Source organism: Corynebacterium sp. MSK218 (assembly GCF_030232655.1).
Classification (GTDB): Bacteria; Actinomycetota; Actinomycetes; order Mycobacteriales; family Mycobacteriaceae; genus Corynebacterium.
In genome coordinates, this window is sequence record NZ_JASPGN010000001.1 from 52,670 (window position 1) to 74,093 (window position 21,424).

The window sequence follows — 21,424 nt, forward strand, 5'->3', positions numbered from 1 at the left end:
CGTTTGATGTGGGGTGGGGGTGCTCTCGCGCTTCTCGACGAGCGAAGGTGCCCAACCTTTTGTATCCTTGGCGGCACTGCAGCAGCTCGGGGGAGAGTGACGTGTGCGGGGACCTCACGACCAGCTCGCTCAGTATGCACGTAACACACAAAATTTAGGGGGGACAATGTCTCAAACCGCATCTCATAAACCAGCTAAAACCCCAGCAGCACTCAGCACTCGGCGCGTAAGGAAGGCCATGGAGAGGCTGGCCGGCACGCTGGAAAAGGACTCCATGGGCCTGCCTACCATCCGGATCCCGGGCGGCCGCATGAGTATTGGCGTCAACGACGAGTTGGGAGGCCTCTCCATTCTTGGCTATTGGGGTGGCTCGGTGTGCTTCGATCCGGACCGGCAGCCCTTGCGTATGGACGTCAACGACTTTAACGGTGGAGGGATCTCCGGCAATCTCGTCGCCGAGCCTTGTGGAAGCTCCATAGCTCACTCACATCTGCGCGTTTTTGCACCGCCTTACCTGCCGTCGACAGCAACGAATTCGCAGCTCAAGAGCATCATTTCTGGATATGCGAAGTCCCTCTCGGCGGTCTTTGCGCGCTTCGATGAACATTTTCCGGAAGAACCCTCTGAACCCATGCGCGGTGCTGGGCTCAAGCACGTGACTCCACACTATTTCAGCGAGGTGTACGAGGTGTCAGCAGTCGGCATGTGGCGCGTGCACCAACGCGCCACGCGCCTAGTCTCGATGGAACACCCAGTTCACGTTGTCAACCACGGCAACGGCACGGTGGGCATCACGATTGAAGACCACACGATTACGGTGCAGGCGGCATGCGACGGCTCCGACGATATCGAACTAAGCCTCGTGACCCCGTCAGGGCGGTGCCTCTGTGACCTTGATGCCCTCGTGCGCTGGGCGGAATTCAAGAATGATGTCCAGTATGCGTACTCCGCCCGCGTTGAGACTGTGCGTCGGGGTGCCGACGAGGATCTAGTCCTCGTCACCACGGCCCGCATCCCCACTGGCTGGGGCTACACGGACGCGCAGCTGGATCACCAGTTGAGCACTCTGGTGAGCCAGCTGATCTGGGCCGGGGAGGAGTTCTACTCAACGTTCAACCCCAGCCGCTTCATGAGCTATGCCGAACGTGCCGCCTAAACCTAGGCGTGCTCTTTGATGAGTTCCAAGAGTTCCTTCTGTACCTCGCGGCGACGGACCTTGCCCAGCTGGTCCGACGCGAGGTGCTCGAAGTGGTAGAACCTGCGCGGAACCTTGTAGCGGGTAAGGCGCTCACGGCAGTAGTCCTTGAGGCCTTCGGGGTCGAGCACGGCGCCGTCGTTAAGCACAATGCATCCCACGACGTCCTCAGAACCATCGTCACGGGGCAGGCCCACGACGGCCACGTTGGTCACGTCTGGGTGCTGACGGATGACGTCTTCGACCTCCGCCGGGTAGATGTTGAAGCCGCCGGTAATGATCATCTCCTTGATGCGGGAGACAATCTTGATGAAGCCATCTGACTCCATAATTGCCATGTCACCCGTGCGGTACCAGCCATTGTGGAAGGCGTTCTCGGTGGCCTCCGGCATATTGAAATAACCCTTGAACACCTGGGGGCCGCGCACGAGCAGCTCGCCTGCGGTGCCGTCCGGCTGGGTCTCGTCGAGGTTGTCCGGGTTGCCGATGCGCACCTCGGTATCCGGGAAAGGAATACCGATATACCCCGGGCGGCGGTTCTTGTTGAGCGGGTTTACCGTGACGATGGGGGAGGTCTCCGTCAGGCCGTAGCCTTCCACCAGAAGGCCGCCGGTGAGGGCCTCCCATTCCTCGACGATTTCCGGCGGCAAGGCGGCCGCGCCGGAAAGGCTGTTTTCAATGCCGTGCAGGTCGATGCCCTGTTCCTTGGCTGCCTCCATGACCTTGGCGTAGATCGTGGGCACGCCCGGCATCCAGGTGGGGCGGCGCTTCTTCATGATGTCCAACAGGAGCGGAATCTTCGGGGCCGGCGTCAGGACGAGCTCGCCACCGATGTGCACGCCGAGGGCCGCGATAAGGGTGAGGCCGTAGACGTGGAAGAGCGGCAGGGCTGCCAGCATTCGTTCGGCTTTATCTCCCAGTTCCGGAACCCAGGACTCCGCCATCTTCATGTTGCAGTACAGGTTGGAGTGGGTCAGCTCCGCGCCCTTCGGGGTTCCCGTGGTGCCGGAGGTGTAGAGAATGAGTGCAGTGTCGTTGTGTTCGACCTTTGCGTCTTTCAGCTTGTGACCGTGTCCGCCGATGGCGCGGCCAGTGAGGACGCTCCACGGCACGGTATTGGGGGCCGGGACGGAGAGTTCTTCGCGCTTGTCTTTAATGAAGGGGATGGGCAGGCGTAGGAGCGCTTGCTTGCGGCGCGGCATCGCTTCAATCATGTTGACCGTGACGATGGTCTCCAGTGGGGTAGAGTCGCGCAGCTTCTCGAAGGTCGGGCTCGCCTTGTCCCAGACCACCGCCACGCGCGCGGCGTGGTCGTTGAAGAGCGGCTCCAGCTCCGGAGCGGTGTAGAGCGGGTTGTGCTCCACGACGGTCGCTCCCAGCTTCAGGATGGCGTAGAACACCGCCACGTGCTGAGGGCAATTGGGAAGGGCGACTGCTACGCGGTCACCGGGGCGGATTCCGAAGGCCTTTAATCCTGCGGCGGCGGCGCGCACGTGGGTATCGAGCTCGCGGTACGTCATCTGGCTGCCGAAGAACCAGGTGGCTGGCCTATCACCGTAGGCCTCGACGGTTTCTTGGTAGGAGTCCAAGAGGGTCTTGTCGCCGTAGTCCAAGTGGGGTTTGGTCCACTCGGGGTAGTACTGCAGCCATGCCTTGGTCTCGTAGGCAGAGGGCGCTTTCGCAGGGGCTTCGGTCATGAGCGAGAACTCCTTAGGTGGTCAAATATGTTACGTGTGGAACAGTATAGCTAATGTGTGACCGTCGTCTCGCAAAACTTTGCAAAGTTACTACGCGTAACGAAAGGAGCTGCGCTGGGAGCCGTTGAAACGGTTGAATAGTCGCTTAAGCTGTGGGCCTTTCTTGCCCGTCATGCGGGGAGGCGGGCAGTGGTGCCCAGTGCTCGTAGCCGGGTTGCTCCCAGGGCTTTAACGGTGGTGGTTGTGCTCCCTTATGCCAGTAGCCAACCCATGAGTAATAGCGTTTATCAAAGTCGGGCTCGGCAGCGAGAGTGATCTGGTCGATGACATAGTTGAGATGATGGGCCACACAGTGACCGGTGTAGCGCAAGGTGCACCAGCCTAGGAGGATGGCCTCGTTATTCTTCCAGTGATCCCGAATCCACTCCTGACCTGCCGAGTGGTATTCAAAGCTGTTGATTTCCACCGCGACCTTCAGGTCAGGCAGCACGATATCCCAGTAGTAGCGGCCAATGCGGACGTTGCACTCCACGTTTAATCCGCGTGTTGTGAGTTCGCGGGCTACTTTTTTCGGCACCGGAGTCCGTAAACAGTGGGCGGTTTCAAGTGATGCATCCACCACTTGAAACCGCCAGCCTTTTCGGCGCGACTTTTCAGAGTTAGGGCGGTCTGAAGAGTTCAGGGCGGTTGAAACCAGCTACTTCTCAGCCTTGAGGCGCTTGAGCAGATCCTCCTGCACCTCGCGGCGGCGAATCTTGCCCAGCTGGTCCGTGGCGAGCTGCTCGAAGTGGTAGAAGGTGCGCGGAACCTTGTAGCGTGTCAGGCGCTCACGGCAGTAATCCTTGAGACCTTCCGGATCCATGGCAGCACCGTCGGCCAAAATGACACAAGCCACGACGTCTTCCGAGCCATCCGAGCGCGGGCGACCCACAACCGCTGCCTCGTCGACGTCTGGGTGGGAGGTCAGAACCTCCTCAACCTCACCCGGGTAGACGTTGAAGCCGCCGGTAATGATGATTTCCTTGATGCGGCTGACCAGGCGAATGAAGCCATCTTCTTCCATGACACCCATATCGCCGGTGCGGAACCAGTCACCGTGGAAAGCATTCTGGGTGGCTTCCTCATCGTTGAAGTAGCGCTTGAATACCTGCGGGCCGCGGGCCAGGACCTCGCCCTCTTCTCCGTCCGGCATGGTCTCATCGAGGTTTTCCGGGTTGGCAATGCGGATTTCGGTATCGGGGAAGGGGATGCCCACGTAGCCGGGGCGGCGGTCGGAGCTCATGGGGTTACCCACGATGATGGGCGAACACTCCGTGAGGCCGTAGCCCTCCACCAGCATGCCGCCGGTGTATTTCTCCCACTTCTCCACGGTGTTGACCGGCAGGGTAGATGCGCCGGAGAACGCCGCGCGGACGCCGTCGAGGGACACTCCATCTTCCTCTGCCTTGGCCACGATGCGCTCGTACAGCGTTGGCACGCCCGGGACCCAGGTCGGCGTGTGCTTCTTCATGAGGTCCATAATGAGCGGCATCTGCGGGCTCGGCAGAAGGACGAGCTCACTGGCGATAAGCGGCGCCAAGGTGACATTCATCGTTAGGCCGTAGGCGTGGAAGAACGGCAGGGCAGCGAGCATGCGCTCCGGAGAATCGCCCAAGCCCGGTACCCAATGCTTGCCCATGAGAATGTTGGAGAAGAGGTTGCCGTGTGTAAGCTCCGCGCCCTTAGGCTTACCTGTCGTACCCGAGGTGTAGAGGATGATCGCGGTGGTGTCCTTGGTGACCTCCTCCGGGGAGAGAACGTCGGAACCATCGCCGCCGATGGCATTGCCCACGAGGGACTCCCACGGCACAGTGTTCGGGGCTGGGGCGGTGAGCTGATCGCGCTTGGACTTCAGTGGGGGAATGGGCAGGCGCAGGGCCAAGCGCTGCGGCGTCGGCATGGCGTTGACCATGTTGATGGAGACGACAGTCTCCAGGCTCGTCGTGGCGCGCAGCTTTTCCAAGGTGGAGGCCGTCTTATCCCACGCGATGGCGATGCGCGCGCCGTGGTTCTGGAAGAGTCCCTCGAGCTCGTGGGCGGTGTACAGCGGGTTGTGGAGAACAGCGATAGCGCCCAACTTCAGCACGGCCCAGAAAGAAGCGATGAACTGGGGGCAGTTCGGAGCCACGATGGCGACGCGGTCGCCCGGGCGAACGCCGAAGGCGCGCAGACCGGCAGCTGCGCGGCGCACCTGCTTGTCCAGCTCCGCGTAGGTTTGTGTGCGGCCGAAGAAGTAGGTTGCGGACTTGTCGGGGTGCAGGGCGAGGTTGTTGTCGTAGACGTCGAGAAGCGTGGTGTCCCCGTATTCCAAGCTGTGTGGGGTCCATTCTGGATAGTGCTGGAGCCACGCCTTGGACTCGAATGCCGACATCTCTACACCTTTCGGTCACGTCTCTGAAGTTGGGAGCCAGTATAACGTGGCTCCTTTCCGGATACACTGGGTGACTATGCGCATCGCGATGATCTCCATGCATACTTCACCCCTTGAGCAGCCCGGTTCCGGTGATGCTGGTGGCATGAATGTGTACGTGCTCAATACCGCCTGTCAGCTTGCGCGCCTAGGCGTCACCGTGGATGTTTTTACTCGCGCCACGCGCCCGAGTCAGGGGGAAGTGGTGGACGTCGAGGAGCGCCTGCGCGTCATCAATATTGTTGCTGGCCCGTACGAGGGACTAAGTAAAGAGGAGCTGCCTACGCAGCTCGCGGCGTTTACCGGCGGCATTTTTAACTTCGCGCGCTGCTTCAACGTGGATTATGACGTTATCCATTCCCACTATTGGCTGTCTGGGCAGGTGGGTTGGTTGCTGCGAGACTTGTGGGACGTACCGTTGGTGCATACCGCACACACCTTGGCCGCGGTCAAAAACGTGCACCGCACGCTGGATGACACCCCGGAGACCGAAGCACGCCGCATCTGTGAACAGCAGCTGGTGGACAACGCCGACATCCTCGTGGTTAACACGGCGCAGGAGACGCGCGACTTGGTGGAGCACTACGATGCGTCACCAGAAAACATCGTCGTCGTATCACCCGGTGCAGACACGGAGCTCTTCACCCCGGGCACTGACCGCATGACGGAGCGCGCTCGCCGCCAGCTGGGTATTCCGTTGCACACGAAGGTCGTGGCTTTCGTTGGCCGCCTGCAGAAGTTCAAGGGGCCAGAGGTGCTCATCCGCGCCTCGGCGGAGCTGATGGAGCGCGATCCGGATCGCCGGCTGCGCGTCATTATTTGCGGAGGTGCCTCCGGTGCGAATTCCTCCCCAGACACCTATCACAACCTGGCCCGTGAACTGGGCGTGGAACGCGTTGTGCGCTTCCTCAACCCGCGCCCGTCGCAGGAGCTAGTGGCTATTTATCAGGCGGCGGATATAGTGGCGGTGCCGAGCTATAACGAGTCGTTCGGCCTCGTGGCCATGGAGGCGCAAGCATCGGGCACACCCGTTGTCGCCGCGGCCGTCGGCGGTCTGCCCATTGCCGTGGCGGACGGGGATACGGGTTTGCTCGTGCACTCCCACGGGGCGGAGGACTGGGCCGACGCGCTGGAGCAGTTGCTTGACGACGACCCCCGCCGCATCGCCATGGGCGAAGCCGCCGTCGATCATGCCCAGCAGTTCAGCTGGGCGGCCGCCGCAACGCAGCTCGAAAACATCTACGCCGATGCCATGAGTATCGAGATTCCGGACTGTCATGCGCGCCGGGCAATCGGATATTAAAACCACCTGACGCGCTGCCGAAAAACGTGGCATGCTGGTGTTTATGAGTAACGGAAAGCTGATTCTTCTTCGACATGGACAGTCCGAATGGAACGAGTCCAACCAATTTACCGGTTGGGTAGACGTCAACCTCACCGCCAAGGGTGAGGGCGAGGCCAAGCGCGGCGGCGAGCTACTCAAGGAGCAGGGAATCCTGCCGGAGGTTGTGTACACCTCCCTTTTACGCCGTGCTATCCGCACCGCCAACATCGCCCTCAACGCGGCTGACCGCCACTGGATCCCGGTCGTGCGTGACTGGCGCCTCAACGAGCGTCACTACGGCGCGCTGCAGGGTCTTAACAAGGCAGAGACCAAGGACAAGTACGGTGAGGAGCAGTTTATGGCATGGCGCCGCTCCTACGGCACCCCGCCGCCGGAGCTCGAAGATGGTGCTGAGTACTCCCAGGCTGGAGACCCGCGCTACGCCAACCTGGATCAGGTTCCGCGTACTGAGTGCCTGAAGGACGTCGTCGAGCGCTTCGTTCCTTACTTCGAGGAGGAGATCCTCCCGCGCGCCAAGAAGGGCGAGACCGTTCTCATCGCTGCACACGGTAACTCCCTGCGTGCGCTGGTCAAGCACCTGGATCAGATCTCCGATGAGGAGATTGCTGGCCTCAACATTCCGACGGGCATCCCGCTGGTCTACGAGATTGCTGAGGACGGCTCCGTGGTGAACCCGGGCGGCACCTACCTCGACCCGGAAGCAGCCGCTGCTGGCGCCGCCGCCGTTGCTGCACAGGGCGCCAAGAAGTAACTCCGCCCTCGCGCACTGCGCATAATCCCCAGGGAGTCTATACTCCGTGGGGATTTCTTTTGAGGTGTGAATCATCGTGGAATTTGTACTCGCTTTCCTCGCCGGTGTGGTGGCCTGCGGCCTTGCTATACCGGTTGTCACGCGTATCCGCGAAAGACTGGAGCGCCGCCGCGCCCGCGACGCTGACTCCAATCAAGTCACCAGCGTGAGCCAAGTTCTCCACCTGGCGGTGGGTGGATCGCCATCCGGCATGACGGTGCTCTCACGCACTAAAGAAGTCATCTTTTCCAACCCGGCCGCACACGAGATGTCGATGGTCCACGATCGTGCCGTGAACCCGGACATTTGGTCCGTGGCGCAGGAGGTCTTCGAGGATAAGGAGACCCGCACTCTGGATTTGTCCATCCCCAAGCGCCGCACCGGCAACCGTGTTACCCAGGTGCGTGCGGTAGTCAAACCGCTGACGCTTAACGACGACCGCTTCATCATCGTCTACGGCACCGACGAGTCCGAATCTGTCCGCATGGAATCCGCTCGCCGTGACTTTGTGGCTAACGTGTCCCACGAGCTCAAGACACCCGTCGGCGGCATCGCATTGCTGGCAGAGGCCCTCCTGCAAGACACCGGGGACCCCGAACACGTGGAGTACTTCGGTAGCAAGGTTCAGAAGGAAGCTGCCCGAATGGCGGATATGGTCAACGAGCTCATCTCTTTGTCCAAGCTGCAGGGTGCGGAAGCCCTCCCGGAGATGGAGCCGGTTGACCTCGATGAGATCGTCGACGAGGCCATGACACGCAACCAGCTGGCTGCCGACGCACACAATAACCAGCTCACCCGCGGCGAATCCGTCGGTGTGCAGGTAATGGGCGATAAATCCCTGTTGGTTACCGCTATTTCGAACCTCATTTCCAACGCTATCCACTACTCACCAGATGAGATGCCGGTGTCGGTTACCCAAAAAGTGGTCAGTGGAAACGTTGTCCTTGTCCGCGTCACCGACCGTGGCATAGGCATCGCCCCAGAAGACCAGGAGCGCGTATTTGAGCGCTTCTTCCGCGTGGATAAGGCGCGCTCCCGCCAAACCGGTGGAACTGGACTGGGCCTGGCCATTGTTAAGCACGTCGTGGCCAACCATGGCGGCAATATCAAGCTGTGGTCCCGGCCGGGAACTGGCTCGACGTTCACAATCGAGCTCCCTATCTACACCGAAGAAAAGCCAGCGGATACTGTAGATAATAAGGATAATAAAGAAGACGGGGCCGTCAGCTCCGCCGCTCCTGGCCTGCAGCGTGCAGTTGCGCGCGTAGCCGCTCGTCGAAAGGATAAATCGCAATGACCACCATCCTCATCGTTGAAGATGAAGAGTCGCTTGCAGATCCCCTTGCATTCCTCCTTCGCAAAGAAGGTTTCGATGTTCTCCTAGCCCCCGACGGGCCCAGTGCCTTGGAACAGTTCGCAGCCAACACCGTGGACATCGTCTTGCTGGATCTGATGTTGCCGGGCATGTCTGGCACGGACGTGTGCAAGCAGCTGCGCGCTACCTCCTCTGTGCCGGTCATTATGGTCACCGCGCGTGACTCGGAAATCGACAAGGTGGTTGGCCTTGAGCTCGGCGCCGACGATTACGTGACCAAGCCTTATTCCTCCCGCGAGCTCATCGCCCGTATCCGTGCGGTGCTGCGCCGCGGCCACGAGGTGTCCTCGGAAGGCGGCGAAGAGGAGCCGCACAACCAGATTCTGGAGGGCGGCCGCGTGCGCATGGACGTGGAACGCCACACCGTGCTAGTTGCCGGACAACCGGTGTCGATGCCGCTCAAAGAGTTCGATCTCCTTGAGTACCTCCTGCGCAATGCTGGCCGTGTGCTTACCCGCGGTCAGCTCATTGACCGCATTTGGGGCGCAGATTACGTCGGTGACACCAAGACGCTCGACGTTCACGTCAAGCGCCTCCGCTCCAAGATTGAGTCGGAACCGTCCCACCCGAAGCACCTCGTCACCGTGCGCGGCTTGGGCTACAAGTTCGAGGCCTAAGCTCGAGGATCCGCCGGGTGGCGCGGAAACTCTACCCCGGAGCGTGCCCGCGCTTCGCAGTGCCGGGCCAGAATCTCATAGCAGTCTTCGCCTAACAGCGCGATGAGCTCAGTCTTTTGAGACTTCCACAGCGGTTCCTGTGCCGTGTGGCAGGACGGGGCTGCTGAGCACCACCAATCAAAATCTTCGCCGCCATTGCCCCACCCGCGGCGGTCATATTCGCCGATGGTGGTGCGCAGAATCTCCTCGCCATCAGGGCGCCCCTCGTAATCCTCGTGGCGGCGAATTGGCACCTGCCAGCACACTTCAGGTTTGACCACGGTGAGCTCCTCACCCGCGTCGAGCGCCCACTGATGGATGGCGCAGCCAGGGCCCGTGGGCCAGCCTTCGCGGTTGGCGAAGATACAGGCGCCGTCGACAAGCGGCGTCTTCAACGCCGGCTCGGGTTCGCCATCGTCACCGTCGAGCTCATCCCATTCCAACCACGGTTCCAGTTCTTCGGGCTGACCGTTTTTGAGGTACTCGTCGACGTCCTCTGGGCGGTGCTGCCAGAAACGTGCGGGCATGCGCGCCACGGCGTCGGCAAGCTGGTCGCGGTCGATTTCATCGGCCATGTAGGCGCCATGCACACAGCACCCAACGTCGCGCTGTTGCTTATCGATGCCGTGGCACCTCTCGGTCCCAAACTGGCACTCGTAATGCGACTCGAGCCACGTGAGATCGATCGAGTAGACGTGCAAGGGGTCCTTGGGATCGGTGAACTCAAACCACTCTCGTGGGAAGTCAGGGGCCTTTTCGCGGCCTGCAAGGATGGACTTGGCGGCGGGGGAGGAGGTGGGAAAACCCAGGTAAACCTCGTTTGATTTCGGGCGATTCACACCTACCCACGGTAGACCTACTACTGTGGGGGTGTGCGATTAGGTGTATTAGACGTCGGAAGTAATACCGTCCACCTCGTTGCGGTCGATGCCGCAACCGGTGGCCGGCCCACCCCGATGAGCGACTGGAAGACGCCCCTGCGTCTAGTGGAACAGCTCGACAAAAAGGGCAACATCCACGAGAAGGGCTTGAAAAAGCTTATTTCTGCTGTGGGTGAAGCCAATGAGCTGAGCCAGAAGCTGGGGTGCGATGAGCTTATGGCTTTTGCCACCTCTGCGGTGCGTTCAGCTGCGAACTCGGCTGAGGTTCTCGATGAAGTGGAAAAGAACACCGGCGTCCGCCTAGAAATTCTTTCTGGTGAAGAAGAAGCCCGCCTGACCTTCTTGGCAGTGCGCCGCTGGTATGGCTGGTCCGCGGGTCGCATCACCAACCTTGACATCGGCGGTGGTTCCCTTGAGCTGTCCACCGGTACCGACGAGCATCCAGAGCTGGCTTTCTCCCTCGACCTTGGTGCTGGCCGTCTGACTCACAATTGGTTCGACACCGATCCGCCGGAAAAATCCAAGGTGAACCTCCTCCGTGACTATATTGATGCGGAGTTGGTCAGCGTTGCTGATCAGATGCGCGCCCTGGGCCCCTCTGGCTTGGGTGTTGGAACCTCAAAAACCTTCCGTACGCTGGCCCGACTTACCGGTGCTGCGCCGTCGTCGGCGGGTCCATATGTGAAGCGCACCCTCACCGCACCGGGTCTGCGTCAGCTCATTTCTTTCATCTCTCGCATGACTGCAGCTGACAGGGCAGACCTTGAGGGTGTAAGTTCTACCCGATCGCACCAAATCGTCGCGGGCGCTCTTGTGGCCGAGGCGAGCATGCGTGCCCTGGGAATCGAGAAGCTGGAGATCTGCCCCTGGGCTCTCCGTGAAGGTGTCATTTTGCGCCGTACCGATAAGGGACTGGAATAGGAAAGAAACGTGGCTGACGAGAAACAGTTGACAGTTGCGGAGCTGCTGGCCCGCAACCAGAAGGATCGCTCCGGTGGAGAGAAGAGTTCGCGCCGCCGTCGCCGCAGCCTTGAGGAAGGCGGCATCTCCGTCGCGGAGCTGACCGGCAACCTCGAGAAGGTGAAGGCAACCCCGGCCGAAGCGAAGCACTCCAACGTCTCTATCGATGAGACTGCGCCAGTCATTCCTGCTCCGCAGAAGGACGCCGAGAAGACTGAACCCGAGCCGCAGGCAGATGCCGTACGCGTGGAGCGGCCGGACAAGACCGATTCTGAGCCTAAACGCTCCCAGCCCTCCACCGAGGACACCCGCGTCATTCAGCGCGTCAAGGACGCACCTGAGAAGAAGTCTGAGGACAAGGTCGAAGAAAAGGTTGAGGACGAAACCACGACCACGGGCGAACTCGAGGCCGTCGACCATGACGTCGAAGAATACGACGAGTATGACGAGGACTACGAGGAAGAGAAGCTCAACCCCTTCGCCGTCGTCGTGCTCGCCCTCGTGGGCATCGTGCTGGGCGCCATCGTGTTCAAGGGCTTCGAAATCCTCTGGGACCGTTTCGACCGCCTCGTCGTCGTGGTGCTCGGCGTTGTCGTTACCGGCGTCATCGTCGGTATCGTCCACGCTCTGCGCACCAGCCGTGATGGCCTGTCCATGTTCCTCGCGGCCGTAGCAGGCCTCGTGCTTACCTTCGGCCCGCTGCTCGTTGTGATGTAGCCGTGACCCAGGGTTTCTGGCACCCTGGGATCATGACTAAAATTGCAGTACTTGGTGGAGGACAAATCGGCGAGGCCCTAGTTTCCGGGCTGGTGAGCGCAGGCTACGACGCTGCGGACATCGTGGTGACCAACCGCCGTTCAGAGCGCGGCGAGGAACTGCACGGCACCTATGGAGTGACCGTCACCAGTGATAACGCGCAAGCCATCGAAGGTGCCGAGTACATCTTCGCGTGTGTGAAGCCCTATGCCATCGTCGAGTTGCTCGACGGTCTCGATATTTCCCAGGACGCCGTCGTGGTGTCCATGGCTGCGGGCTTGACCCTCGACACTCTCGAGAAGGCCGCTGGCGACGGCGTGCCGGTCGTCCGCGTGATGCCCAACACCCCCATGCTTGTCGGCAAGGGCATGTGCACGTGTGCGGGCGGTCAGCACGTGAGTGAAGAGCAGCTCGGGGGTGTGGTCAAGCTGCTTGAAGCCGTCGGTGAGGTCGCTGTCATCGACGAGAAGCACATCGACGCCGCGACCGCCCTGGCTGGCTCCGCGCCTGCCTACTACTTCCTTGTCACAGAGGCGCTTATCGACGCCGGCGTGCAGCTCGGCCTTACCCGTGACGTCGCCGAAAAGCTGGCCACCCGCACCGCCCAGGGCGCAGGCACCATGATGACGGAATCTGGGAAGGATCCCGTTGCTCTTCGCGCGGGGGTGACCTCCCCGGGGGGAACCACTGCGGCGGCCCTCCGCGAGCTTGAAGAGTCCGGTATTCGGGGTGCTTTCTTCCGCGCAGCGGAGGCATGTGCCCAGCGTGCGCAGGAGCTAGCCTAGATTTCCCCTCCTTCCATGGGAATGGTGTGACGATTGTTGTGCGGCGAGTTTCTGGGGAACAACGGTGCGAATGTGGAAAAAATTGGCACTTGGGTCGCATTAGTCACAGGTTTCACGCTAAGCTTGCAGGAGCGCGTGCGTGATAGTCCTGTGGGAGGGGAAGCCTACAGCGCGTCACGTGCTGAAGGGTTAAATAAACTATGACGAATGAAGATAAGGGAACTTTCCTGACCATCGCCGAAGTTGCGGAGATCATGCGTGTCTCCAAGATGACGGTGTACAGGTTGGTTCACGCAGGTGACATGCCGGCAGTGCGCGTGGGACGTTCGTTCCGCGTTCATGAATCCGCCGTCAAGGAATACCTTGAGGCATCCGTGTACGGAGCCTAGCGTTCATCTCTCTCTGACAGCGCCCACCCCTGTGGACTCCTACGGTCCATGGCGGTGGGCGCTGCCCTTAGTTTTGGTGCTGGGAAGAGCGCTAGGTAAGATGGTGGGCATTCGTGTCGGCATTGGTACGCCTGTGTCTCCCCGTTTTGCGGGGCCGCATCGAGTGCACCGTGCGGTTTCATTCCAAGCGTCGCCGGCCGGTTTACGTACGTACTGATACCGAAAGTGAGGAAACCTGTTATGGGTTCTGTCATCAAGAAGCGCCGCAAGCGCATGTCCAAGAAGAAGCACCGCAAGATGCTGCGCCGCACCCGCGTTCAGCGTCGCAAGCTGGGCAAGTAAAGCTTGGCTCGTAGCTCCCCGCATAGTCCTTCGTGATTGTGCCGGGGAGTTTCTGCTATCTGGGCTTCTCGTCGTCTCAGACGACGGAGGGGTCATGGGATGGGGTCCTTTCTGTAGTGGCTGCCGGGTGGGCGCCGTCGAGCTAGACGACGGCGAGGTTTAGAACGGGATATCCTCTGGGGGAGTGCTGGGAGCTTGGGCTTCCGCCGCAGCCTTGGCGGCTGCTTCGGCGCTAGTTCCTTCTTGAGCGCCTGTGCTTGTTCGTGAGCGCGCTGACGGATGGCAGTGATCTTCTGGGCCACGGTTTGGGCCCAGCGCTTGGTCTTGTTCGCCAGCGGGCCGGTGGGCTCCGTCATGGCCCAGGTTCCGTCCTCGAAAAGCCATACGATATCCCCGGTGATGGGGTCCATGATGTAATGCGCGCGGCCATCGGTCTTCATGTTGTGATGGTGCTGGCAGAGTGAGGCGAGATTGCTCGGGTGAGTGGGGCCGCCGTCGGCGTAGTTGACGCGGTGGTCCATCTGGCACAGGTGGGCCGGCCGGTTGCAGCCAAGAGCACGGCATGTGCCGTCGCGCCCCTCGACGTATTTGCGGATGAGCTCCGAGGCAACATAGCTATCTGAGGCTTCCGGCTCCGAGGACAAGTCACGAGTGCGGGTCGTGGGCATCTCTTGAGACGTCCAGCCATAGCCTTGCACGAGTGTTGGCGCGTTCTCAATATCGGTGGCCTGATACGTGTGCAAAATGACCGTCGACGGCGGTGTGATGCTGCCGGCGATGAGCTTCTTTAGGGCATCAGCTGTGGAGACCCCGTTCTCTTTCGCGGCCTCCTTGATGTATTTGTCCAGGATGATGCCCGTGGCGCTATCCGTGTTGAGCTCCAGGTTGGCGCGCTCACCATTGTCCGTCATGGAGTAGGAATCCTTCTTCCGCGTATCGCGGAAAGAAATCGTTTTATCGATGCTTTTGCAGATATCGCGCACTTTGCGGCCAATCTGTGGAGGCGTAGGAAAAGTCTGGTTGGGGGCGGTGGGGATGAAGTAGTCGGCCAAGGAGGCGTCGATAAGCGCGAGCGTCTCCTGGGGTATTTCACCCAGTTTGGTCAAGGTGAAGTCGATGGCGATGAGGGCGCGCATATCGAGCAGGAAGAGGTCTTCCTGCATCGCTTTGACCTGCGGAAGCCCATTAAGCCGGTGCACGGCGAGGCAACATTCGGTGATGGTGTGTGGGCCGAGCCCGAGCTTGGCGACGAGCCTCTGGCACGCCACATCGAAATCCTCATCGAGCGGCGGCATGGCAGCTTTCCAGGAGCGATAATCGGCGCGGCGCGCAGCACTGCGCTCCATAGCGAGGGCGCAGTCCGGGTTCATGTGGGAAAAGTAGGCGGTAGTAGTAGTGGTTGTCACGGTAACTTCTCCGGATTCTTGAAGAATATAGGCTTTAAAGTGGATACGAACGAACGTTCTAAGAGAAGCCTATAATACGCCTCGGACATCTATTTCTACCTGCAATTATGGCAGTTTTGGAGAGTGGTATTAAGTCTATATTTTCGGAAGAGTGGGGAGTGCTATCCGTGAGTGCCCATCGCCCTGCGCACGTGCGTATGATGGCGAACTATGTTGCCCCGAATTTTGACGCTCGACACCCTCGTTATCTCGCAGACGAAGTCTTTCCTGCAGGATCAATTTCTTATCGCGGATGAGCAGGGCGTGCCCGTCGGCACGATTGTGCAGTCCGGAAGCCTGAAGGACATGTTCTTCAACTCCTCCCGCAGCTTGGAGGTGGCCTTCACGGACGATCAGGGCAACCCGCAGCAGCCGCTTATGCTGATCAAGGATCCGCCGAACTTCGTGCGGGATACCTATGAGGTGTACTTGCCGGGTATCGAGCACCCCATGGCGGTGGTGACCAAGCGGTTCGCCATGTTTAAGACGCGCCTGACCATGGAGATGGAGGGCTTCCCGGAGATTGAGATTACGGGCGATATTTGGGATTGGAATATCACCATTAGCAGTCAGGGGCAGCCGCTGGCGCAGGTGACCAACGAGTGGGCGGGCGTCGGCAACTTCCTTTCAGGGAAGAATACCTACCGTCTCAGCATCGCGGCAGGGCTAGACCCACAACGGCATGCAGGTCTCATCGGTGCGGTGATGTGCATGGATATGCTGCGCACGAAGGCACAGCAGAGCAGCTAGTGGCGATGGGCAATGCGCCAGCCGCCATAGGAGAACAGCGCAGTGACGAGTGCCGGGATGCCGTAGGTGCGCACGGCTTTGCGGACGGAACGGTAATCACGGATGAGCCAGCCTTTCTCTTCCGCAATATCGCGCAACTTTGAATCGGGGTTGATGGCAACCGGCGTGCCCACCATGGAGAGCATAGGGACGTCGTTGGCGCTGTCGGAGTAAGCCGTGCAGCGTTCCAAGTCGAGATTCTCCAGCGTGGCCAAGGCGGCTACCGCATGCATCTTGCCGGGACCGTGGAGGATATCGCCCACGAGGCGTCCGGTGAAGCGGCCGTCCTTGACTTCCGCCACGGTGCCGAGGGCGCCCGTAAATCCGAAACGCTGCGCCAAAATCTGCGCCAGCTGAACCGGGGTAGCGGTGACGAGCCAGACCTGTTGGCCGGCGTCCAGATGCATCTGTGCCAGTTGCTTTGTTCCGGGGTAGGCCTTTTCGGCCATCGACTGGTCCACGATTTCTTCACACAGCGCAACCATCTCCGCGACCGAGCGGCCCTTAACAAACTCGAGGGCCTGCACGCGCCCGGCCGCTACGTCCTCGGAGTTTTCTGAACCGGAGACCCGAAACTTCAGCTGCTTCCACGCGATAGGCAGGATTTCAGAGAGCGAAAAGTAGCGTCGTCGTGCCAGACCCAAGGCGAAGGAGACCAATGAGGAGCCCTGCACCAGCGTGTTGTCCACATCGAAGAAGGCCGCGGCGCCAAGGTCTTGGGGGATGTCGGGGTCCGGCTGCGTGATGGAGCGCGAGCCTGCGGACTCGAAGGATCCTTGGACAGAATCCACGCCGGAGGAAAAGGAATCTAGGTCGATGCCGAAGAGCTGTTCCACCGCCGCGGCTGCCGACGCCTCACCTGCCGCACGCTGGTGCTCTTCACCGAGCGGGGCAAAAGCCTGCTGCTCCAAGAAATTGCGGAGGTTACCCCTACTCGCGGTCCAGTTGGCAAGGAACTCGCGGGGGGAGTCGGGCATACCGGGTGGAAGGGGGAGGGGCACGCGTTCAGCTTTCAACGGGTGGGCAGGCTAACGTGTCCATAGTAAACCGCGAAAAGTTTTGAGTCTCACTAAGGAGCCCCTTTTTATGTCTCACACTGTTGAGCTCATGGTGCGCACCACGTGCGGGTCGTGTGAGCGCGTGCGCGAACAAATCACCCCTGTGGTTCAGCAGGCGGGGGACGAGCTTATCGTGCGTGTGGTGGATGAGGACCCCGAGCTGGCCATGGAATATGGTGATCGCGTGCCCGTCGTCGTCATCGACGGCGAAGAGTTTTCCTGCTGGGAAGTCGACAATGAAGAGCTGGCGCAGGCGTTGGCGGATTAATGTCCGGCAGTTCTGGTGAGTTTCAGAAAAGAGCTTGAGGCTAGTAGTCTTTTGGTTGATTTGTGTCATCCAAAGGGATGATGAAGAACTGGAGGGTAGTGCATGAGTGTGCTCGTCGTGGGCATGTCGCATCAGTCGGCGCCGGTGGCGCTGCTGGAAAAGCTGAGCATGGACGACGCCGTGCAAAACAATGCCTGCCAGACCCTGATTCAGGCGGATTCACTCTCCGAGGCGATGATCATCTCCACATGTAACCGCATGGAGGTCTATACGGTTACTAATTCCTTCCATACGGGCGTCCAAGACGTCGTTCGCACTGTGGCCGAGGTGTCCGGGGTGGACGAGGAAGAGCTGCGTACATATCTGTACGTTCGCTATGCCGATGCCGCTGCTGAGCACCTCATGACGGTGACCTCCGGGCTAGATTCGATGGTGGTAGGCGAGCAGCAAATTATTGGCCAAGTTCGCGCCGCCTACCAATCCGCCACGGAACAGGGCACTGCTGGTCCACGTATCCATGCCTTGGCGCAGTCGGCACTGCGCACCGGCAAACGCGTGCATTCGGAGACGGCCATCGATGAGGCCGGCGCGTCCATGGTGTCCTTCGCTTTTGACCAAGCTTTGAGCCGCATGGGGCGGGAGCGGCTGGATGGTGCTCGTGTACTCATCCTGGGTGCGGGCGCAATGGCGTCACTCGCGGCTACGCATGCGGGTCGACTTGGCGCGCAGCTGGTCATTGCGAACCGGACGCTTGCGCGTGCGCAGCGCGTCGCCCAGCATGCGCACGATGCGGGTGTGTATGCGGATGTCATCGAGTTTGCCGACCGTGCTCAAGAACTCCGAAGCGTCGACATGGCCATTTCCGCCACCGGTGCACAAGATTTCACTATTACGGCTGCCGACGTTGAGCGCTACCACGTTGCCAACCGTGAACTGATGCTCGTGGACTTGTCCCTGCCACGCGATATCGATGATGCCACGGCTGAGGTCGAAGGGGTTGATCTGGTCAATATTGAGCGCCTGAGCAAATCCCTCGATGCCGCTGATACCGACATCGCTGCTGGCACCAGCCCGCATGTCCAGGCGCGGCGCATTGTCAGCGAGGAACTGGAGGCCTATGCCTCCGCCCAACGCGTGCGTGATGTCGTACCGGCGGTGTCGGCACTGCGGCAGCGAGCCGCCAACCTCGTGCAGTGCGAAATCGCACGTTTAGAGCAGAAGCACCCAGAGCTGGATGAGCGCCAGATGGGGGACGTGAACCGCGCGCTCAAACGCGTGGCGGACAAACTCCTCCATGAGCCCACGGTCCGCGCGAAGCAGCTGGCCGCCAGCTCCGGTACGGTCAGCCACGAAACCGCACTTCAGGAACTCTTCGGGTTGCACCTCGAAGGCAGCGGCGTGGCCGTGGACATGACGGAGCTACCGGATGCCACGCAGATGAAAGCCGCAGAAAAGAATAAAGAAGAGGACGCATAAATGTTGAAGATCGGTACCCGAGGTTCCCTGCTCGCCACCACGCAGGCGGGTCACGTACGGGACTGGCTCACAGAAGCTGGCTACGAGGCCGAACTGCACATTGTGACCACGCCGGGTGATGTCAACATGGCGCCCGTCGAGCGCATCGGTGTGGGTGTGTTTACGCAGGCCTTGCGTGAAGCCGTGGCGAATGGCGAGTGTGAGATTGCCGTGCATTCTTTCAAGGACCTGCCCACGGCTGCCGACGACCGCTTTGACCTCGTCGTCCCGCAGCGCCAGGACATGCGCGAGGCGCTCATCGCCCGCGATGGTCTCACGCTGAAGGAGCTGCCGGAAGGTGCGCGCGTGGGAACTTCTGCTCCGCGCCGTATCAGCCAGCTCAGGGCACTGCGCCCGGACCTGGACATTCGTCCGCTGCGCGGCAACATTGATACCCGCATGGGCAAGGTGACCAGCGGTGAGCTTGATGCCGTGCTCTTGGCCTACGCCGGTCTTGTGCGCGCGGGCTATGCCGACCGCGCCACCGAAGTTTTCGACCCGGAGTTCTTCATGCCCGCCCCAGCGCAGGGAGCGCTCGCAATCGAGGCAGTGAAGGGAACGGAGGCTGCGCAGGCCATTGCACTGCTTGCCGACGTCTCCGCTACCGCCGCCACCCGCGCCGAACGCACCGTGCTTTCCGAGCTTGAGGCTGGCTGCACCGCCCCAGTCGCGGCGACCTCCCATTGGGAAGGCGAAGAGCTCGTCATACGCGGTGGTGTCTTTGCCCTTGATGGTTCCCGCCAGCTCATTGCCCAGGCACAAGGCAAGGCTGAGGATGCGCAGGCACTGGGCCGCGCGGTGTCTGAGGACCTCTTCGCGCAGGGAGCTGCGGAGCTGCTTGCTAACTAATTTTTGGTTTCGGACCTTTTCCTTTAGTGTGTATCTAGCACACAATCATTGACGCCAATGATTCAGCCCCCCTTAAACCGCAATTCAAGGGTGGGCTTTACTCTCCCGCCGTGGTGAGCGGCGCAGGAATCCCCCGGAATCCACAAACTAGAAAAGAACCTTATGAGCAATGCCGTGCCGGATACCCAGGCTGAAGTGGGCAAAGTTGTTTTCGTCGGCGCCGGCCCTGGCAACCCTGATCTGCTGACTGTCCGCGCCCGCGAGGTTCTGGAAACGTCTGCTATCGCTGTGACGGATGCTGAAGTTTCCTCCGGCGTGCGTGAGATGGTCGCCCTGCAGGTACCGGTGCCGCAAGAGCTTCTCGACGCCGCTGAGGAAGAGTACGAGCGCATCTGCGCTGCTGCCAAGGAGGCAGGAGCTCGTCGTAAGCCGCCACGTCCAGCACCGCCAACGGCGGCGGTGTTTGAGGAACCTGAGGGGGACGTCGTCAAGCAACTGCGTGCAGCGCTTGAGCGCGCTGAGGGCCGCGACGTGATTCGTCTCGTCACGGGTAATCCGCTCAACCGTGAGTCCATTAAGGCGGAGATTTCTGCCGTGGCGAATGCCGGCATGGAGTTTCAGGTGGTGCCGGGCATGTCCCTGCCGTCGACGGTGCCGTCCTTTGCGGGTATTGCTCTGGGCGCGACGTATACCGAGGCCGATATTACGGAAGGCGCTGACTGGGACGAGTTGGCATCCGCGACGCAGCCGCTCGTTCTGCAGGCCACTGCTGATGACTTGCCGGTGATTTCTCGCGAGCTGGTGGAGCGCGGTATGCCCGCCGAGACCGAGGCATATGTCACCGTGCATGGCACGACGCGCCTGCAGCGTACCCATGAGACGACTCTGGGTACTTTGGGCAAGCTCGATGCGGAGTTGCCGGGCGTGCTCGTGGTGACCTTGGGCCGCAGCTTTGATGATCGCTCGAAGTACTCGTGGTGGGAAAACCGTTCCCTGTACGGCTGGCGCGTGCTGGTGCCGCGCACGAAGGAGCAGGCGGCGGCGATGAGCGCTCGCCTGGCAGGTCACGGCGCTATCCCACAGTCGGTGCCCACTATTTCTGTGGAGCCGCCGCGCAACCCGGCGCAGATGGACCGCGCTATTAAGGGCATCGTGGAGGGCCGCTACAAGTGGATCGTCTTCACCTCTGTCAACGCGGTGAGCGCGGTGTGGGACAAGATTGCGGAGCTGGGACTCGATGCCCGCGATTTCGCCGGCGTGCACCTTGCTGCGGTGGGGCAGAAGACTGCCGATGCCATTCGTGCGAAAGGCATGATCCCGGAGGTCATGCCGAAGCCCACGAAGCAGAACGCGGAAGGCCTCGTAGAGGTCTTCCCCACCTACGTGGAGGACATCGATGCGGTGGGCCGCGTGCTGCTGCCACGTGCCGACATCGCTGGTGATGTGCTGGTTGATGGTCTGTTGGACTTGGGCTGGGAAGTCGATGATGTCGTGGCCTACCGCACCGTACGTGCGGCCCCGCCGGCGGCGGAAATCCGTGACATGATCAAGTCCGGTGGCTTCGACGCTGTGGCCTTTACTTCGCCGTCCACGGTGCGCAACCTTGTGGGCATCGCAGGCAAGCCGCATGCGCGCACCATTATCGCGTGCATTGGGCCCTCCACCAAGGCTGCGGCCGAGGAGGTGGGCCTGCGTGTAGACGTCGTCCCGGAGATCGCCGATGTGCCGATGCTTGTCGACGCCCTCGCAGACCACGTCGCCGCCCTTCGTGCTGCCGGCAATTTGCCTGCTCCGCGCAAGAAGCGCCGCTCTCGGAAGAAGTCTGCCTCGACCACGTCTGGGCGGTCCTAGTAGGGGCGACTAGAGTCGGGGAAGGTATA

General features: G+C 60.9%; 21 protein-coding genes. 15 read left to right on the forward strand and 6 right to left on the reverse strand.

What is annotated here, in order from left to right:
* The first annotated feature begins 238 nt into the window (after positions 1 to 238).
* Positions 239 to 1,156 carry a hypothetical protein gene (locus tag QP922_RS00225; protein WP_284807270.1) on the forward strand — a complete coding sequence of 306 codons (918 nt, stop codon included), beginning with the start codon at positions 239 to 241 and terminating at the stop codon, positions 1,154 to 1,156.
* 2 nt (positions 1,157 to 1,158) lie between these two features.
* Here the strand turns inward: QP922_RS00225 and QP922_RS00230 are convergent, their stop codons facing one another.
* From QP922_RS00230 to QP922_RS00240, 3 genes are all read right to left on the reverse strand, one after another.
* Positions 1,159 to 2,892, reverse strand: coding sequence for a long-chain-fatty-acid--CoA ligase (locus QP922_RS00230; protein WP_284807271.1), 1,734 nt, complete (start codon positions 2,890 to 2,892; stop codon positions 1,159 to 1,161).
* 145 nt (positions 2,893 to 3,037) lie between these two features.
* Positions 3,038 to 3,469 carry an endonuclease domain-containing protein gene (locus QP922_RS00235; RefSeq protein WP_284807272.1) on the reverse strand — a complete coding sequence of 144 codons (432 nt, stop codon included), beginning with the start codon at positions 3,467 to 3,469 and terminating at the stop codon, positions 3,038 to 3,040.
* Positions 3,470 to 3,589: 120 nt separating this feature from the next.
* Positions 3,590 to 5,302, reverse strand: coding sequence for a long-chain-fatty-acid--CoA ligase (locus QP922_RS00240; RefSeq protein WP_284807273.1), 1,713 nt, complete (start codon positions 5,300 to 5,302; stop codon positions 3,590 to 3,592).
* A gap of 76 nt (positions 5,303 to 5,378) precedes the next feature.
* On the opposite strand from QP922_RS00240, the gene mshA reads away from it, so the two are divergent.
* The 4 genes from mshA to QP922_RS00260 all read left to right on the forward strand — a co-directional run bounded on the left by mshA (position 5,379) and on the right by QP922_RS00260 (position 9,468).
* Complete coding sequence (gene mshA, locus QP922_RS00245) at positions 5,379 to 6,644, forward strand: D-inositol-3-phosphate glycosyltransferase (RefSeq protein ID WP_284807274.1); 1,266 nt, start codon at positions 5,379 to 5,381, stop codon at positions 6,642 to 6,644.
* A gap of 43 nt (positions 6,645 to 6,687) precedes the next feature.
* Positions 6,688 to 7,437, forward strand: a complete 750-nt coding sequence (locus tag QP922_RS00250; protein ID WP_284807276.1) for a phosphoglyceromutase — start codon at positions 6,688 to 6,690, stop codon at positions 7,435 to 7,437.
* A 76-nt stretch (positions 7,438 to 7,513) separates the two neighbouring features.
* Positions 7,514 to 8,773 carry a sensor histidine kinase gene (locus tag QP922_RS00255; RefSeq protein WP_210388121.1) on the forward strand — a complete coding sequence of 420 codons (1,260 nt, stop codon included), beginning with the start codon at positions 7,514 to 7,516 and terminating at the stop codon, positions 8,771 to 8,773.
* Positions 8,770 to 9,468: a response regulator transcription factor gene (locus QP922_RS00260; RefSeq protein ID WP_039673479.1), complete on the forward strand. Its 699-nt coding sequence runs from the start codon at positions 8,770 to 8,772 to the stop codon at positions 9,466 to 9,468. The genes QP922_RS00255 and QP922_RS00260 overlap by 4 nt, the downstream gene beginning before the upstream one ends.
* Here the strand turns inward: QP922_RS00260 and QP922_RS00265 are convergent.
* On the reverse strand, positions 9,465 to 10,346 hold the full coding sequence (locus tag QP922_RS00265) for a DUF3109 family protein (RefSeq protein WP_284807279.1): 882 nt from the start codon (positions 10,344 to 10,346) through the stop codon (positions 9,465 to 9,467). The two genes, QP922_RS00260 and QP922_RS00265, sit on opposite strands and share 4 nt — an antisense overlap.
* Positions 10,347 to 10,379: 33 nt before the next feature.
* Between QP922_RS00265 and QP922_RS00270 the strand changes: the two genes are divergently transcribed.
* The 5 genes from QP922_RS00270 to QP922_RS00290 all read left to right on the forward strand — a co-directional run bounded on the left by QP922_RS00270 (position 10,380) and on the right by QP922_RS00290 (position 13,620).
* On the forward strand, positions 10,380 to 11,309 hold the full coding sequence (locus QP922_RS00270; protein ID WP_284807280.1) for a Ppx/GppA family phosphatase: 930 nt from the start codon (positions 10,380 to 10,382) through the stop codon (positions 11,307 to 11,309).
* Between the two features lie 9 nt (positions 11,310 to 11,318).
* Positions 11,319 to 12,065: an Rv0497 family membrane protein gene (locus QP922_RS00275; protein WP_284807281.1), complete on the forward strand. Its 747-nt coding sequence runs from the start codon at positions 11,319 to 11,321 to the stop codon at positions 12,063 to 12,065.
* A gap of 32 nt (positions 12,066 to 12,097) precedes the next feature.
* Positions 12,098 to 12,889, forward strand: coding sequence for a pyrroline-5-carboxylate reductase (gene proC / locus QP922_RS00280; RefSeq protein WP_284807283.1), 792 nt, complete (start codon positions 12,098 to 12,100; stop codon positions 12,887 to 12,889).
* 200 nt (positions 12,890 to 13,089) lie between these two features.
* On the forward strand, positions 13,090 to 13,278 hold the full coding sequence (locus QP922_RS00285; protein WP_010189818.1) for a helix-turn-helix domain-containing protein: 189 nt from the start codon (positions 13,090 to 13,092) through the stop codon (positions 13,276 to 13,278).
* Between the two features lie 240 nt (positions 13,279 to 13,518).
* Entirely contained in the window at positions 13,519 to 13,620 is a 102-nt protein-coding gene (locus QP922_RS00290) for a 30S ribosomal protein bS22 (RefSeq protein WP_003855542.1), read from the forward strand.
* A 92-nt stretch (positions 13,621 to 13,712) separates the two neighbouring features.
* Here the strand turns inward: QP922_RS00290 and QP922_RS00295 are convergent, their stop codons facing one another.
* A complete protein-coding gene (locus QP922_RS00295; RefSeq protein ID WP_284807284.1) occupies positions 13,713 to 15,026 on the reverse strand; it encodes an HNH endonuclease signature motif containing protein in 1,314 nt (437 codons plus the stop codon).
* A 210-nt stretch (positions 15,027 to 15,236) separates the two neighbouring features.
* Between QP922_RS00295 and QP922_RS00300 the strand changes: the two genes are divergently transcribed.
* Positions 15,237 to 15,815 carry an LURP-one-related/scramblase family protein gene (locus QP922_RS00300; RefSeq protein ID WP_284807285.1) on the forward strand — a complete coding sequence of 193 codons (579 nt, stop codon included), beginning with the start codon at positions 15,237 to 15,239 and terminating at the stop codon, positions 15,813 to 15,815.
* Here the strand turns inward: QP922_RS00300 and QP922_RS00305 are convergent.
* Positions 15,812 to 16,831 carry an HAD-IB family hydrolase gene (locus tag QP922_RS00305; protein WP_284807287.1) on the reverse strand — a complete coding sequence of 340 codons (1,020 nt, stop codon included), beginning with the start codon at positions 16,829 to 16,831 and terminating at the stop codon, positions 15,812 to 15,814. The genes QP922_RS00300 and QP922_RS00305 overlap by 4 nt on opposite strands.
* 109 nt (positions 16,832 to 16,940) lie before the next feature.
* Between QP922_RS00305 and QP922_RS00310 the strand changes: the two genes are divergently transcribed.
* The 4 genes from QP922_RS00310 (at position 16,941) to QP922_RS00325 (ending at position 21,395) form a co-directional block, all read left to right on the forward strand.
* Positions 16,941 to 17,180: a glutaredoxin family protein gene (locus QP922_RS00310; protein ID WP_284807288.1), complete on the forward strand. Its 240-nt coding sequence runs from the start codon at positions 16,941 to 16,943 to the stop codon at positions 17,178 to 17,180.
* Positions 17,181 to 17,282: 102 nt separating this feature from the next.
* Positions 17,283 to 18,656, forward strand: a complete 1,374-nt coding sequence (locus QP922_RS00315) for a glutamyl-tRNA reductase (RefSeq protein ID WP_284807289.1) — start codon at positions 17,283 to 17,285, stop codon at positions 18,654 to 18,656.
* Positions 18,657 to 19,544, forward strand: a complete 888-nt coding sequence (gene hemC / locus QP922_RS00320; protein ID WP_284807290.1) for a hydroxymethylbilane synthase — start codon at positions 18,657 to 18,659, stop codon at positions 19,542 to 19,544.
* A gap of 162 nt (positions 19,545 to 19,706) precedes the next feature.
* Entirely contained in the window at positions 19,707 to 21,395 is a 1,689-nt protein-coding gene (locus QP922_RS00325) for a bifunctional uroporphyrinogen-III C-methyltransferase/uroporphyrinogen-III synthase (protein ID WP_284807292.1), read from the forward strand.
* The last annotated feature ends 29 nt before the right edge of the window (positions 21,396 to 21,424 follow it).

Coding starts and splice junctions, on each gene's coding strand:
- QP922_RS00310 (WP_284807288.1), top strand. CDS start 16,941: ATGTCTCACACTGTTGAGCTCATGGTGCGCACCACGTGCGGGTCGTGT.
- QP922_RS00290 (WP_003855542.1), top strand. CDS start 13,519: ATGGGTTCTGTCATCAAGAAGCGCCGCAAGCGCATGTCCAAGAAGAAG.
- hemC (WP_284807290.1), top strand. CDS start 18,657: ATGTTGAAGATCGGTACCCGAGGTTCCCTGCTCGCCACCACGCAGGCG.
- QP922_RS00315 (WP_284807289.1), top strand. CDS start 17,283: ATGAGTGTGCTCGTCGTGGGCATGTCGCATCAGTCGGCGCCGGTGGCG.
- QP922_RS00325 (WP_284807292.1), top strand. CDS start 19,707: ATGAGCAATGCCGTGCCGGATACCCAGGCTGAAGTGGGCAAAGTTGTT.
- mshA (WP_284807274.1), top strand. CDS start 5,379: ATGCGCATCGCGATGATCTCCATGCATACTTCACCCCTTGAGCAGCCC.
- QP922_RS00225 (WP_284807270.1), top strand. CDS start 239: ATGGAGAGGCTGGCCGGCACGCTGGAAAAGGACTCCATGGGCCTGCCT.
- QP922_RS00285 (WP_010189818.1), top strand. CDS start 13,090: ATGACGAATGAAGATAAGGGAACTTTCCTGACCATCGCCGAAGTTGCG.
- QP922_RS00305 (WP_284807287.1), bottom strand. CDS start 16,831: ATGCCCGACTCCCCCCGCGAGTTCCTTGCCAACTGGACCGCGAGTAGG.
- QP922_RS00250 (WP_284807276.1), top strand. CDS start 6,688: ATGAGTAACGGAAAGCTGATTCTTCTTCGACATGGACAGTCCGAATGG.
- proC (WP_284807283.1), top strand. CDS start 12,098: ATGACTAAAATTGCAGTACTTGGTGGAGGACAAATCGGCGAGGCCCTA.
- QP922_RS00300 (WP_284807285.1), top strand. CDS start 15,237: ATGTTGCCCCGAATTTTGACGCTCGACACCCTCGTTATCTCGCAGACG.
- QP922_RS00240 (WP_284807273.1), bottom strand. CDS start 5,302: ATGTCGGCATTCGAGTCCAAGGCGTGGCTCCAGCACTATCCAGAATGG.
- QP922_RS00230 (WP_284807271.1), bottom strand. CDS start 2,892: ATGACCGAAGCCCCTGCGAAAGCGCCCTCTGCCTACGAGACCAAGGCA.
- QP922_RS00260 (WP_039673479.1), top strand. CDS start 8,770: ATGACCACCATCCTCATCGTTGAAGATGAAGAGTCGCTTGCAGATCCC.